The sequence below is a fragment of the Mesorhizobium sp. DxT genome (assembly GCF_058448885.1).
Map to the genome: position 1 here is coordinate 1 of NZ_JBZFLJ010000004.1, position 13,233 is coordinate 13,233.

A 13,233-nucleotide genomic window follows, 5' to 3' on the forward strand; every position below is an offset into this window, starting at 1 on the left:
TGGCGTCCACATCAGGTCTCTCCGAATAGGCTTCGACACCCAATTCGGAATCACGACCGCGCCAGCTACTCAACCCTTTCGAGACGGGCTCTTAGGCCGATACGTTTCGCGCCTTAGCGGGATCGAATTGCGCCTCAGTAAGGCTGCGTTGTCGCTCTGCAGATTGTTGGCCGCCTTTGCCCAAAACGCTAGGAGATTAGGCCTCGATCCGTCTTGCAGATGTCAGCGCCCCCAAGCGTACAGCCCGTAGCGCACATTCGCGAGAGAAGCAGCGGCCCAGTCACCTACGGAGCCGACCGCGTCATCGAGTTGCAGCTCGCTGATGATACGAAAATCTGCATCGACTGGATCGATTTGAACTATGTGGTTGCGCTGCCATGCGCATTCACGAACGTCGTCACCTGCCCGGTGGTCCCTCCTGAAAATCAACTCGACTTCCAGGTCCTCGCGGGGGGAGAATTACCCCCGCAACAGGTGGTTAGGACGATGACATTTCAAAGCGAAGCAAAGGGCGCTTCTTGACCGCCGTCAGTTTATGCACAGGGCAGTGTCCATCGACAGCGGAAAGGCGGCTGGAAGAACGGAAGTGTTTCGGGTCTACCTCTACGTCTCATCTGCGAGCTCGACTTCTCGCAACCCCCTTGGATCCTCAAGCCTGCCGAACTGCACGATGCGCGTCTTCAGGTCTGCCACAAAGTGATCTGTAAGGCGCGACGCTTTCTTGAAGCGCGGCAGCAGCATATTGAAGGTGAAGTGGATGGCCGGCTCCAGTCTGCAAACGGCAATGCCGGGTGGCTGCCGGTAGGCAACCCCAAGCGGCTCGACGATGCTCACGCCCACGCCGCGCTCGACCAGAGCGCAGGCCTCTCCGGAGGAATAGACATCGTATTGTGTTTGGCGTGCCACACCCCTGCTTTCAAACAGCGCGTCGATGATGTGCCGCATCCGGCTGTCACGCATGAAGGAGATGAACTGCTCATCCCTCAGGTCTTCCGGGCTCACCACTTCCTTCTCCGCAAGACGGTGACCGGCGGGAACGATGCACACCGCGCGGGAATAGAAGAGTGGCTGCGTGTGGAGGAGGGGGTGCTGGAACCTCAGGAACGAAAAGCCGATATCCACCTGTTGGGTCATCACCGAATGGCCAACGCCGCTGGTGATGTAGAAGAGCATTCGGGTCTTCGGGTGCTGAGCGGAGAAATGCGCGATCGTATCGGCGATCAGCGTTTGCCCGACCGAGGCGGCAGTCGCTATGCGTAGCTCGCCGGCGCGCAGGTTGCGCAGATCGTCGGCGAAATTCTCGACCTCGGCCAGCGACGACATAATGCGTAGAACCTCCTGGTGAAGAAGCTCGGCCTCGTCGGTTGGCACCAGGCGCTTCTTCTCGCGGATGAAAAGCTGCAGTTTCAGGTCCATCTCCAGGCCGGCGAGAATCTTGCTGACTGCGGGCTGTGTGACCCGCATTCTTTCAGCCGCGGCGGTAACGCTGCCCGTTTCCATGAACATGCGAAACGCTTCGAGTTGACGATGGGTGATCGGCATGACTGGGTCCCCGAGTGTCAGGTCGCATCTAACATTACTTTTGATTATGAAGATACGCTCACTTGAAATTTGCAGGCACCCTTGCGGCGTGTTCTGTTGGATGAAAGTGGCTTTGAGGGCAGATTATGAATCGAATACAGGGCCATACAGCGGGAGGAGTGCTGTTGAGATCGTCGGGCGGAGATATAAGCTTTGCGCTTGAAATCGAGAATGTTCGCAAGACATTCGGAGGATTTCGTGCTGTGGACGGCGTCTCGTTCACGGTCCGGCGCGGGGAGTTTCTCTCGCTTCTCGGTCCCAGCGGATGCGGCAAGACAACACTGCTGCGCATGATTGCCGGCTTCGAGAGGCCGACATCTGGCGAAATCCGCATCGCTGGCTCTCGTGTCAACGAACGGCCTCCTTATGCCCGCCCCATCGGGATGGTGTTCCAGAACCTCGCCCTGTTCCCCCACATCTCGGTCGGTGAAAACGTCGCCTACGGGCTGCGGGTTCGATCTGTCGACAAGGCGGAAATCGTCAGGCGTGTGGACGAGGCACTGCAGCTCGTCGGACTGCAGGGGTTCGAAAGTCGCAAGATTCATGAACTCAGCGGAGGCCAGAAGCAGCGCGTCGCGCTTGCGCGGGCGATTGTAATCCGGCCGGAGGTCCTGCTTCTGGATGAGCCTCTGAGTGCGCTGGATCTCAAGCTGAGACGGCAAATGCAGCAGGAACTCAAGCAGATCCAGAGACGCATCGGCACGACCTTCATTTTCGTCACGCACGATCAGGAGGAAGCTCTGGCGATGTCGGACCGCATCGCCGTGATGAATAACGGGAAGGTCGAGCAATTGGGGGAGCCACAGGCGATCTACGCAAGCCCGCTGACGCCTTTTGTCGCCCGGTTCGTGGGCGATACGAACTTTTTCGAGGGAAGTGTGGCTTCAGCGTTCGATGACGGTTTGCAGGTTTCGATCCCGGAACTTGGCCGGGAGGCGCGGTTGCGAACCCCTTATTACCTGAGCGCGGGCGAGCGGGTCGGCATTTCGGTGCGCCCCGAACACGTGTCCATTGCGCACGAAACCGCGGGTGCAACGGCGCTTCCAGGCCTGGTGACGGAGTGTTCCTACGTCGGCGCAAACACGCGTTACGTGGTGACACTGAAAGAGGCGCCGACGATTGGCGAACTCATCGTCCTGACGCCCAACACCCAGGTTGGAACGCAGCAATTCGAAACCGGCCAGGACGTCTATGTCGGCTGGAGCGACGACAGCATGGCGCTGGTCCCGCTTGCCTGAATCTCTGCGAGCAGGCCGCAGATGCAGCCGCAACATCGCAACGATGCTTAACAATGGGAGAGGAAGATATGCCGAACTTACTGAAAGCAAAATGCATTGCCGGGGTTTCGTTCCTCGCGTTGGCTACAGGCATCGGCCCCGCTGCGTCGGAAGAGTTGCTCATCGCAACGTGGGGTGGCGGCGTTGAAGCCGTGTGGGAGGAAGCCTTCGCAAAACCCTTCAAGGAGGAAACGGGTCTCGACGTGCGTATCGTGCCCGTGCCCACGCCGGAAGCACAATTGCGCACGCAGGCAGGCGACCCGCAATATCATGCGGTCATGGTGACCTATCCGCAGGGTGCCAACCTGCTGAAGGACGGCATGATCGAGTTGTTCGATCCCGCCGATATTCCGACTTCCGCAGAAACCAATCCCGACTATCTGATGCGCAGCGAAGACGGGAAGCTGGCAGGCGTTAGCCCGTATTTCATGTATTACGGAATCGCGGTCAACACCGACCTGGCCAAGCCGGAAGAGTTCAGTTCGTGGAGCAATCTCGGCGACGAGAAATGGCGTGATCTTCTGGCGATCACGCGCCCGATCTATCTGTCATCCTATGATCTGCCAATCATGGCCAAGGCGATGGGTGGCGACGAGCGCAACCCGGAGCCGGGCCTCGAACTGCTGAAGAAGGTGGCCGCCAACACGCTGACGACCTACAGCTCGATCGCGCATATGAACAATCTCCTGACGCGCGGCGAAATAGCCGCCGGGCCTTATTATTCCGGCCGGGTCTGGCACCTGCGCCAGCAAGGCGCTGAAAACGTGACCATGGTCTCGCCGAAGGAAGGCGTTCTGATGATCCCGTACATGCTGGTCGTTCCGAAAGGGGCGAAGCGGCTGGAGGACACGAAGAAGTTTCTGGACTTCGTGTCGAGGGCCGAACCCCAGCTTCGCGGCTCGATCCTGGGTGGCTACCTTCCGCTCAACTCCAACGCGGTCCTCCCTCCAGAGGCTGAAGAACAGATGGGCATGACGTTCAAGGAGCTGATGGAACGCGTTTATCAGCCCGACTGGCAGTACATCGCCGAACAGGAGCGCGATCGCATCAACATGCTCGAACAGCTCATCGGCGCTGTCGAATAACGGCTTGCCGCGCCATGGCGACGTGGCGCGGCCATCTATCAAGACCAGAACCCTACCCAGATTGAGGAACAGTGCGACGATGTCCCCTGTTATTGATGCCCCTTTGCCTGTTGAAACGTTTGTCGACGCGCTTTCTCGAATGAACCCGCAAGGTCGGCGGGACGCGCTTGAGGGGGCACAGCTCCCAAGAAACATCGGCGCTCTTCTCGATCAGGCGGCGGCAGAGGCGGGCGGGCGTGACGCGCTGAATTTCTTCGAGTTGGGAGAAACGCTGACCTATTCCGAACTGGTCGAAAAGGTCGGGCAGGCGGTCAATACCTTGCTGAGCTGGGGTGTGACGCGCGGAACGCATGTAGCCGCAATGCTTCCCAATATCCCTGAGATGCCGATCATATGGCTGGCGCTTGCCCGGATCGGGGCGGTGATGGCGCCGGTCAACACGCGCTATACGGCGCGCGAGCTTCATTACGTGGTCACGGACTCCGAAGCCGAATTCCTGATCGTTCACGCCGACCACGCTGCTCTGGCCGGGCAACTGTCGTCATTTGGCGAGATCAAGATCACGGCCGACAGGATTGCAGTCGTCGGCGCGGCCGAAACATACCGCTCCTGGAGCGATATGGGGGCTGGCCAGCCCATCGCCGTCTCGCTCGACTACGAGGTCGATCCGGACGACCTGATGAATATCCAGTACACATCCGGCACCACCGGCTTTCCCAAGGGGTGCATGCTCACGCACCGCTATTGGGTCATGGCAAGTTTCGTCAACGGTTTGCGTGACGGCCGACGCTATGAGCGCGTGTTCGCGTCGACCCCCTTCTTCTATCTCGATCCTCAATGGCTGATGCTGCTGGCCTTTCACCAGCGCGCGACGCTGTTCGTGGCGAACAGGCAAAGCTCCAGCCGCTTCGCGGGCTGGCTTCGCGAGCACAGGATCCATTTTTGCCTGTTTCCTGAGATCGCCTACAAGCAGCCGCCTTCACCGCAGGACCACGAACTGGTCGTGCGTCGCGCCAACATCTATGGGGTCCGAAAGCAGATTCATGCCGATCTCCGTCGCCGGTTCAATCTTCCTGCGATGGAGGCCTTCGGCATGACCGAAGTCGGACCGACGCTTTATATGCCGCTTGAACACACGGAGATGGTCGGCTCCGGCTCATGTGGCATTCCCGCGCCGTTTCGCGAGTGCCGGATCGTCGATGATGAGGGTATCGACGTCGCGCGAGGGGAAGAGGGCGAACTGGTGGTCCGGGGCCTCGGCATCATGCAGGGCTATTACAAGAAGCCCGAGGCCAACAAGGAGAGCTTCTTCGGCGAGTGGTTCCGCACCGGCGATCTTTTCCGGCAGGATGAAAAGGGCTTTTTCTACATCGTCGGCCGCAAGAAGGACATGGTGCGGCGTGCGGGCGAAAACGTTGCCGCAAGAGAAGTCGAGGCGGTTTTGCGCGACGGGCCGGGCGTTCTCGATGCCGCCGTAGTGGGTGTTCCGGACGATCTTCGCGGTCAGGAGGTGAAAGCCTACATCGTCCCGGCCGTTCCCCAGGACGAGGCCGACGCGGTTGTGGAAGCGGCGATGGCGCATTGTGTCGCCAACCTCGCCGCGTTCAAGGTGCCGCGTTACTACGAGATCGTCGAGAGTCTTCCCCGAACGCCATCGGAGAAAATTGCCAAGGGAGAACTCATCAAGGCCAAGGAAGATCTTCGAACGGGTTCGTTCGATCGCGTCGACAAGGTGTGGCGCTGAAGGAGAGACCGCAATGACCAGCATATGGCGCCTTCCGGCGGGTCAACTTGCATCGCGAATTCGTGCCCGGGAAATGTCCTCCCGTGATGTCGTCGAAGCCTTCTTGACGCGCATCCAGACACTGGATGGCCAGGTCAATGCGTTCGCACTGCTGGATGCAGAAGGGGCGTTGAAGGCTGCTGATGCGGCGGACAATGCGCTCGCGTCGGGAACCGCAGTGGGATCGCTGCACGGGGTTCCCGTATCGGTAAAGGACCTCGTGGCGACGAGAGGCATGGTCACGGCCTTCGGCTCGCACGCATTTGCCGACAATGTTCCCGCCGAGGATGCGGAAGCGGTGGCACGACTGCGGGCGGCGGGAGCCATCATTATCGGCAAGACGACGACGCCGGAGTTCGGGCACAAGGTTCTGACGGACAGCCCCGCCTACGGCTACACGCGCAATCCCTGGGATGTGTCGAAGAGCCCCGGCGGTTCCAGCGGCGGCGCGGCTGTCAGCGCGGCCATGGGCTTTTCGCCGCTTGCTGTCTCGACGGACGGTGCAGGCTCTGGCCGCATCCCGGCATCTTGCTGTGGCATCGTCGGATTGAAGCCAACTATCGGCGCGGTGCCGCACGAGACCAATTCCGATCTCTTCGGCTCGCTGACCTGCATTGGCGCGATGGCGCGCTCGGTGTCGGATACGGCCTTGCTGTACTCCGTCATGCACGGGCCTGACCCGCGTGACCCCTGGTCTCTGGCGGGCAATGCCGGGCCCGTAAATCTGCCGTCCGATCCGATCGGTGTCCTGAAAGGCCTTCGCATCCGCTATCTGCCAAGGACGCAAAACAGCTATCTCGACCCGGAGGTCGAACGGCTGTGCGCCAGTATGGTGGCGCGCCTTGAGGGCGAAGGTGCCGAGGTCAGGGGCGACGATCCCATCGGGGACTGGAACCTTGCTGCCGCCTTGAAGCTGATGCGCGCCTATCAGGCCGCCCGGTTCGGCCATCTGCTTGATCGATGGCGCGACAGGATGGATCCGGCCCTTGTCGAAGGGCTGGAGCAGGGGCGCGCATTCAGCGGTGAGGAAGTCGCCCATGCCATCGCCGATCGCACGCGGCACTACCGCAGCATGCAATCGCTTTTCGCGGATGCCGATGTCCTTGTCACGCCGACGGTCTCCGTACCTTCGCTCGACATCGAGCAACGCTCCAACGAGCCGCTGGTGATCGACGGCAATACGCTCGGTCCACTTCGTGAAACCTGGTATTGCTACACAATCCCGTTCAATCCCTCCGGCAACCCGGCCATATCGGTGCCATGCGGTTTTTCCGGCGCGGGCCTGCCCGTCGGACTGCAGATCGTCGGACCGTGGCATTCCGAACCACTTCTTTTGTCGATCGCCGCTGCGATCGAGTCGCTTTCGCCCTGGGCGGACCGCTGGCCGGCTCTTGCCGTTGAAGGAAACCCGCAATGATCATCGACTACGCAAGCCGGCCGCCGGTGCCAGAATTCACGCAAACTGCGACAGGTCATTTGCACCGGTACAGAACGGTGTACGGCGCGAGTGAGAAGGCGGCACAGTCCCGTCCGGCGACACTCGAAGATTATCTGTCGGCCTATGACGCCGCGGGCGCGCAGCATGTCGTGGTCAAAGCGCGCGATCTCGAATCGACCTTCGGCTGGAAGATTTCCAACGAGGACGTCGCTGCCTTCTGCCGCAAGCAGGGGGAGCGTTTCATCGGCTTTGCGGGTGTCGATCCGCACAAGGGGATAGCCGCGGTCCGGGAGCTTGAGCATGCCGTGCGCGATCTCGGGCTCAAGGGGCTCAATCTACAGTGTTTCGAGCACAAGCTGGCGATCAACGATCCGCGTATGTATCCGCTCTATGCCAAGTGCATCGAGCTCGACATTCCGGTCAATCTCCACACGTCGATCAACTTCGCCACTTCCACACTCATGGAGTATGGCCGGCCGGCGCTGCTGGACGAGGTCATGGTGCATTTTCCCGAGCTTCGCGTCTGCGCCGGGCCGCCCGGCTTCCCGTGGGTCCATGAGCTGATCGGTGTCGCCTGGCGTCATGCCAACGTCCATATCGGCCTGGTTGCGGTACGACCCAAATATCTCAACACGCCGGGTTCGGGCTATGAGGGGCTCTTGGCCTACGGCAAATCCATCCTGCAGGACCGCATCATTTTCGGCTCCTCGTTTCCGCTTATGCCGGTCGAATGGTGCGTGGACGAAATCAACGCCCTGCCGCTGGACGAAACGGTAAAGCGCAAATGGCTGTACGAGAACGCAAAGCGTTTCCTGCGTCTTTGAAATGGAATTGGGCCGGTCGGCACGGGAGGAGGGCGGATGTCTTCAACGGATTTGGCGTTCAGACAGAAGATGCGCGGCCCCGGACGCGAGGCGTGGGGCAGGTTGTTGCTGCTGGCACCCGCTGTTTTGTTGCTTGGCCTGTTTGGCGTGAGCGTGGTGCAGCTCATCGCCTCGTCTTTCGTCGATGAGGGCCGGCTGAGCCTGGCGCTCTATACCGACTTTTTTTCCCGTGCCGACTACCGCGACATCCTGTTCAGGACAATTCGCGTGTCGCTGCTGGTAGCTGCACTGTGCGTCGTGATTGGGTATCCGATCGCCTACGCGATGTGGCGCTACAAGGGCAACCGCAGCCACCTGATGATATTGATCATCCTGCCGTGGTTGGTATCGATTGTTGTTCGCACTTACGGCTGGATGGTCATCCTCGGTCCCAAAGGCCTGATCAACGAGTTTCTTGCCTGGGCCGGGCTTATCGAACGGCCGGTACGGATGATGTTCAACACCACGGGTGTCGTCATCGGACTGGTTCACATTCTGATCCCGTTCATGATCATCTCCATCCTGTCGGTCATGCTGCATCTCGACCGCCGTCTGGAGGAAGCGAGCGCCAGTCTGGGCGCGCGCAGCTACCACACTTTCTTTCGTGTCACGCTGCCTTTGACCGTTCCGGGGATCATCACGGGAACGATGCTCGTCTATCTCATGTCGACGGGTGCCATCGTGACGCCGATTCTGCTCGGCGGCGTACGCGACAGGATGATGGGAACGCAGATGTATCAGGAGGTCATCCAGACCTTCAATTTCCCAAAAGCCTCCATGCTTGCCTTCCTCCTCCTGCTCGCCGGACTGGCCGTTGTGCTCCCGTTGCAGGCACTCGAACGCAAGCTGTCGCGCTTCATGGATCAGAAGGGGAGCTAGGCGATGCTGAAGCAGAGATGGGATACGATCGGCATCTGGGCGGTCCTGCTGTTCATGCCTGCGCCGATTATTATCGTCGCTGCGGCGTCCTTCAGCCACGACGGCTACATCCAGTTCCCGCCAGGTGAACTGTCGCTACGCTGGTACCAGGAATTCCTGACGGATGCACGCTGGCTGCGCGCTCTGGTGGTGAGCCTTGGGTTGGCGATCGCCGGCGCCTTGTTGAGTACCACGGTGGCTTTCCTCGCTGCGCTGGCCGTCTCGCGCCGGCAAACTGCCTTCACGCGCTACTTCGAAGTCGCGGTGATGACACCGCTTCTTTTTCCGCACGCAGCACTGGGCGTCGCCATGCTGTCGCTCTTGATGATGATCGGCGGCTACGGCACCTTTGCCGGGCTGCTTCTCGTCCACTGCATCATCACCTTGCCGTATGCCTACCGGCCCATTTCCGTGAGCCTGCGCAAGCTGGACAGGGAACTGGAAGAGGCGTCCATGAGTATGGGAGCACGGAACTGGTATACGTTCCGGCACGTGACCCTGCCGCTGGTGCGCCCGGGGATCATCACCGCGCTTCTGTTCAGCTTCATCCTGTCCTTCGATGAGGTGACGGTGACCATGTTTCTCGTCGGCCCGTTCATCACGACACTCCCTGTCGAGACCTACTCCTTTATTCAGGAGAGCGGCACGCCGGTGGTTGCCGCGATTTCGACGGTGCTCGTCGTGATGACGCTGCTGCTGGTCATTCTCCTCGAGCGGCTGGTCGGCCTGGAGTTTTTTGTCGAACCGGATCGCAAATAGGCCGAGTACGATAGCAACCGGATCATCCGCCCTGGATCATTGCGGCGCGCGGACAAGTTGCTTTTCATCGCCGCGCGATGAACCGAAGTGCCATGGGAGAGATGAGATGAACGGTGCCGACAAGCTTTGCGATGTGCTTTTGACCAATGGCGTCGACATGTGCTTTGCCAATCCGGGCACCTCGGAGATGCATTTCGTCGCCGCCCTCGATCGAAAGCCGGAGATGCGCTGCGTGCTGGGTCTTTTCGAGGGCGTGGTGACCGGTGCTGCCGATGGCTATGCGCGCATGGCGGACAAGCCGGCGGCTACGCTCCTGCATCTCGGGCCGGGCCTCGCGAATGGGTTGGCAAACCTGCACAATGCGCGCCGCGCCGACACACCCGTCATCAACGTCGTCGGCGATCATGCAACATACCACCTGCAGTACGATGCGCCACTGACCAGCGACATTGAAAGCCTGGCACGGCCGATGTCCCAGTGGGTTGGCCGGGTTGAAACCGCGGCGGACATGCGCCGTGTGACGGAAGATGCTTATCGCGCGGCTGTAAGCCGTTGCGGCGTATCGACGATGATCCTGCCCGCAGATGCGGCGTGGGGCGATACGGAGCCCGAGGATCTTCGGCCGGTCGAAGTGCCTGCCGCAGTGCCGGCCGCCCCCGAACAGATCAGCGAGGTTGCCGTGGCGCTGACGGGTGGAAAACGCGCGGCGATCATTCTTGCGGGCAGGGCGCTTCGCGCGGACACGCTGGAGGTCGCAGGGAAAATCGCGGCGGCGACCGGCGCACAGCTTTTTTCGCAGAATTCAGCCAGGCATGAGTGCGGCGCCGGACGCGCATCGATTAAGCCGATTCCCTATCCAGTCGGCATGGCGGTTGCAGCACTGGCGGAATTTGAGGTTGCGATCTGTGTTGGCAAGGGCGCGCCTGTCGCATTCTTTGCTTATCCCGGCATGCCCAGTCTCATCCTGCCGCCCGATTGCAAGGTCATCGACCTCGGCGGGCCGGAAGCCGACCTTCTCCAGACGCTGGAACTTCTTTGTTCCGAACTGGGCGCCGGGTCGACCAAGCCCGCACTGAACGCATTGACACAAGCTGAAATGGAGGAACCCACCGGCGACCTGACGCCGGAAACGATCAGCCAGGCGCTCGCCCGGCGAATGCCTGAAAACGCGATCATCTGCGATGAGGCGATCACATCCGGGCGCGGGTTCGGCCAGCTTTCGTCGGGCACTCATCCGCACGATCATCTGTCATTGACCGGTGGGGCGATCGGCATCGGCATTCCGCTGTCGATCGGCGCGGCGCTGGCGCGGCCCGACCGAAAGGTCATCCTGCTGCAGGCGGACGGGAGCGGGATGTACACGGCGCAGGGGCTGTGGACGCAGGCGCGGGAAAATCTCGATGTCGTCACCATCATCTACGCAAACCGCTCTTACGCGATCCTTCAGGGCGAGATGCGCAATGTCGGCGTGAACAAACTCGGCAGGAATGCACGCGCCATGCTGAACCTCGATAGCCCGGATCTCGACTGGTGCCTGATGGCTCGCGGGATGGGGGTTGAGGCCGGCCGCGCGACAACGATCGAGGAATTCTGCAAGCTTCTGGACGGGGCGCTCGCAAACAAGGGGCCTTTCCTGATCGAGGCGATGATCTAGGACGTAGACTCATAATCGCGTAGCCAGATGCGGATCGAGACGAGTTTGAGGGCCGCGAGATAGTTCTCGGCCAGCTTGTCATAGCGAGTGGCGACGCGGCGGAACTGCTTGGCCTTGTTGAAGAAACGCTCGACGAGATTGCGTGCTTTGTAGAGGAAGGGGCTGAAGCAGATCGGATACTTGCGGTTGGCTTTAGGCGGGATGTTGGCCCAAGCCTTTTTCCTTCACGGCGGCGCGTAACACATTGGCATCGTAGCCCTTGTCCGCCAGCAGCATTGCACCATCAGGCAGGTCGGCGATCATACCTGCTGCGGAGCCGATGTCGCTCTTCTGCCCTGCGGTGAGCGTCAGCTTGATCGGTCTGCCTTTGGCGTCGACAAGTGCGTGGATCTCCACGCCGACCGGCTTGTCTATTCGCAAGGCATTGTCCAGAATGACCCCGCCGCACGAACGTTGATCGGCGCCGGCTGCAAGGTGTGCGAACGCTCCGGCTGCTCTCAGCGTGCGTTCCCGCCGATCACGAAGACACTGGTCATCGACGACCGCCAAAGTTCATTCGTGCCGTATTCGACGGCCTGACATAGCACGAAGATATAAGGAATCCGGGAAGCCACGACTTTCTTGAGGTTCCTTGCCTGGTTCAAAGTAGCGAAGCTGTCGCCAGCCGCGCCCTGCTGGACGAGGTTGAGCAGGCCGGTGTTGACCGCAGAATGGCCCCGGCTGCTGCCGCGCTGATTGCGCAAAGCGTGGAGTTCGAGGTCGAGGACGCAGGGAGTGGCGAGCTTGCCATTGCGCGGACCAGCATGGGACTGAAGTCGATTGGCGCGCTGGTGGCCGATTTCCTGCTGTCGGACGACGGTGCGCCCTTCCGTCCGAAAAGCAGCGCGCCCGACGAAGGGCGCTTCGCAGCTATGGTCGAGGAACTGAAGCGGGCGCGGTAGCGGTAGCTGTCAAGAGGCTTTTCCACAAAGTGATCACAGGTTGTGTACACCTGTAAATCATGGAGTTTGAGCGCTTTGGGGGACGACAAACGTAGAAATCTGACTATTGAAGAGAGTCATCTTTTAACAGGGAACTACCCAAGATGACTGCACTTCAAATAGCATACGTAATGATCGCGGTGTCCTACCTTGTTGCCGCATACGCACTTCTTCAACATTAGCTCGAAAAGCCAATGCCCGACACAATTGCTAGCCAGCCCGTGTATGAGCATCGCATGGGAGCGGCGGACGCTTACAGGCAATCCATGGTGATCATCCGGAACCGCTTTCTTTCTGCTTCAGAAATGGTGGACCATGAGACGCCGTTACAGCGAGCAGAGCGCCTAGCATTGCACGTCAGAAAGATCGTTGAAGGTGTGGCTTTCGCGGCCCTCAGCGGCGTCGAATTCCGGAACAGGCAGTTGCTGAGTGAGCAGCGAACCCAAGACGCCGACAAGTTACTAGGGTGGCTAGAAAGAAAAGGTCTCTTGCGGCTACCGCAAGCTCAGCGCTTGGGCAAACCACAGGACGGCTTCGACATAGTGTTTGAAGGGGGTGAAGGAGCTGCTGCAGGCCTTGACCTCAGTGCTGCAATGCTGCGGGAAATGTTCTCGCGTGCGAGCAGCCTCATTCATGAGAGGCACCCAGAACGTCTAACACAGGCGCAAGTGGAGCAGGAGTTGTCAGCGCTAGAAGCGGATGTTCAGAGCCTCCGCAACTGGCTCTGGTTACACGTCATGTTTTTCAAGGATGGCGGGTTCCTCTTGCAGATGGGGCAGTTCGGCTCAGAGTCGTTCATGGTCCCGATTGAGAAGAAATCCGATTACCCAGCGCGCTGACAATGGATGTCGATTTTCCTTATTTGGGTGCGGGTCCAAATAAGTTGCCAGCCGCA

The 13,233-nt window shown here is 60.1% G+C and carries 13 protein-coding genes and 1 pseudogene; 12 read left to right on the forward strand and 2 right to left on the reverse strand.

Annotated features, from left to right (window positions below):
* Positions 1-219 precede the first annotated feature (219 nt).
* On the forward strand, positions 220-522 hold the full coding sequence (locus tag ACVJNE_RS09300; protein WP_499565453.1) for a DUF1684 domain-containing protein: 303 nt from the start codon (positions 220-222) through the stop codon (positions 520-522).
* 81 nt (positions 523-603) lie between these two features.
* On the opposite strand, the gene ACVJNE_RS09305 is transcribed toward ACVJNE_RS09300, so the two are convergent.
* Positions 604-1,542, reverse strand: a complete 939-nt coding sequence (locus ACVJNE_RS09305; protein ID WP_499564944.1) for a LysR substrate-binding domain-containing protein — start codon at positions 1,540-1,542, stop codon at positions 604-606.
* Between the two features lie 242 nt (positions 1,543-1,784).
* Between ACVJNE_RS09305 and ACVJNE_RS09310 the strand changes: the two genes are divergently transcribed.
* From ACVJNE_RS09310 to ACVJNE_RS09345, 8 genes are all read left to right on the forward strand, one after another.
* Positions 1,785-2,819 (forward strand): ABC transporter ATP-binding protein, encoded by a 1,035-nt coding sequence (locus ACVJNE_RS09310; RefSeq protein ID WP_499564946.1) that lies wholly within the window; start codon positions 1,785-1,787, stop codon positions 2,817-2,819.
* A 68-nt stretch (positions 2,820-2,887) separates the two neighbouring features.
* Positions 2,888-3,943, forward strand: coding sequence for an extracellular solute-binding protein (locus tag ACVJNE_RS09315; protein ID WP_499564948.1), 1,056 nt, complete (start codon positions 2,888-2,890; stop codon positions 3,941-3,943).
* A 139-nt stretch (positions 3,944-4,082) separates the two neighbouring features.
* Complete coding sequence (locus ACVJNE_RS09320) at positions 4,083-5,687, forward strand: class I adenylate-forming enzyme family protein (protein WP_499564950.1); 1,605 nt, start codon at positions 4,083-4,085, stop codon at positions 5,685-5,687.
* 13 nt (positions 5,688-5,700) lie between these two features.
* Positions 5,701-7,143, forward strand: coding sequence for an amidase (locus ACVJNE_RS09325; protein WP_499564952.1), 1,443 nt, complete (start codon positions 5,701-5,703; stop codon positions 7,141-7,143).
* Positions 7,140-7,988, forward strand: coding sequence for an amidohydrolase family protein (locus tag ACVJNE_RS09330; RefSeq protein ID WP_421927194.1), 849 nt, complete (start codon positions 7,140-7,142; stop codon positions 7,986-7,988). Before ACVJNE_RS09325 ends, ACVJNE_RS09330 begins: the two co-directional genes overlap by 4 nt.
* A 36-nt stretch (positions 7,989-8,024) precedes the next feature.
* A complete protein-coding gene (locus ACVJNE_RS09335; protein ID WP_499564955.1) occupies positions 8,025-8,906 on the forward strand; it encodes an ABC transporter permease in 882 nt (293 codons plus the stop codon).
* 3 nt (positions 8,907-8,909) lie between these two features.
* The gene (locus ACVJNE_RS09340; RefSeq protein ID WP_173194742.1) at positions 8,910-9,704 is read left to right on the forward strand and encodes an ABC transporter permease; all 795 of its coding nucleotides are present in this window, start codon (positions 8,910-8,912) and stop codon (positions 9,702-9,704) included.
* A 106-nt stretch (positions 9,705-9,810) separates the two neighbouring features.
* Positions 9,811-11,358 (forward strand): acetolactate synthase large subunit, encoded by a 1,548-nt coding sequence (locus ACVJNE_RS09345; protein WP_499564957.1) that lies wholly within the window; start codon positions 9,811-9,813, stop codon positions 11,356-11,358.
* Here the strand turns inward: ACVJNE_RS09345 and ACVJNE_RS09350 are convergent.
* Positions 11,355-11,751: pseudogene (locus ACVJNE_RS09350) on the reverse strand (IS5 family transposase); the annotation flags it as partial. The gene ACVJNE_RS09345 and the pseudogene ACVJNE_RS09350 sit on opposite strands and share 4 nt — an antisense overlap.
* On the opposite strand from ACVJNE_RS09350, the gene ACVJNE_RS09355 reads away from it, so the two are divergent.
* From ACVJNE_RS09355 to ACVJNE_RS09365, 3 genes are all read left to right on the forward strand, one after another.
* Positions 11,743-11,937 (forward strand): short-chain fatty acyl-CoA regulator family protein, encoded by a 195-nt coding sequence (locus ACVJNE_RS09355; protein ID WP_499564959.1) that lies wholly within the window; start codon positions 11,743-11,745, stop codon positions 11,935-11,937. The pseudogene ACVJNE_RS09350 and the gene ACVJNE_RS09355 overlap by 9 nt on opposite strands.
* Before the next feature lie 131 nt (positions 11,938-12,068).
* Positions 12,069-12,299: a hypothetical protein gene (locus tag ACVJNE_RS09360; protein WP_499564961.1), complete on the forward strand. Its 231-nt coding sequence runs from the start codon at positions 12,069-12,071 to the stop codon at positions 12,297-12,299.
* A gap of 233 nt (positions 12,300-12,532) precedes the next feature.
* Positions 12,533-13,177, forward strand: coding sequence for a hypothetical protein (locus ACVJNE_RS09365; protein ID WP_499564963.1), 645 nt, complete (start codon positions 12,533-12,535; stop codon positions 13,175-13,177).
* Positions 13,178-13,233: the final 56 nt, after the last annotated feature.

Coding starts and splice junctions, on each gene's coding strand:
- ACVJNE_RS09325 (WP_499564952.1), top strand. CDS start 5,701: ATGACCAGCATATGGCGCCTTCCGGCGGGTCAACTTGCATCGCGAATT.
- ACVJNE_RS09330 (WP_421927194.1), top strand. CDS start 7,140: ATGATCATCGACTACGCAAGCCGGCCGCCGGTGCCAGAATTCACGCAA.
- ACVJNE_RS09340 (WP_173194742.1), top strand. CDS start 8,910: ATGCTGAAGCAGAGATGGGATACGATCGGCATCTGGGCGGTCCTGCTG.
- ACVJNE_RS09305 (WP_499564944.1), bottom strand. CDS start 1,542: ATGCCGATCACCCATCGTCAACTCGAAGCGTTTCGCATGTTCATGGAA.
- ACVJNE_RS09320 (WP_499564950.1), top strand. CDS start 4,083: ATGAACCCGCAAGGTCGGCGGGACGCGCTTGAGGGGGCACAGCTCCCA.
- ACVJNE_RS09335 (WP_499564955.1), top strand. CDS start 8,025: ATGTCTTCAACGGATTTGGCGTTCAGACAGAAGATGCGCGGCCCCGGA.
- ACVJNE_RS09315 (WP_499564948.1), top strand. CDS start 2,888: ATGCCGAACTTACTGAAAGCAAAATGCATTGCCGGGGTTTCGTTCCTC.
- ACVJNE_RS09360 (WP_499564961.1), top strand. CDS start 12,069: ATGGCCCCGGCTGCTGCCGCGCTGATTGCGCAAAGCGTGGAGTTCGAG.
- ACVJNE_RS09345 (WP_499564957.1), top strand. CDS start 9,811: ATGAACGGTGCCGACAAGCTTTGCGATGTGCTTTTGACCAATGGCGTC.
- ACVJNE_RS09300 (WP_499565453.1), top strand. CDS start 220: ATGTCAGCGCCCCCAAGCGTACAGCCCGTAGCGCACATTCGCGAGAGA.
- ACVJNE_RS09365 (WP_499564963.1), top strand. CDS start 12,533: ATGCCCGACACAATTGCTAGCCAGCCCGTGTATGAGCATCGCATGGGA.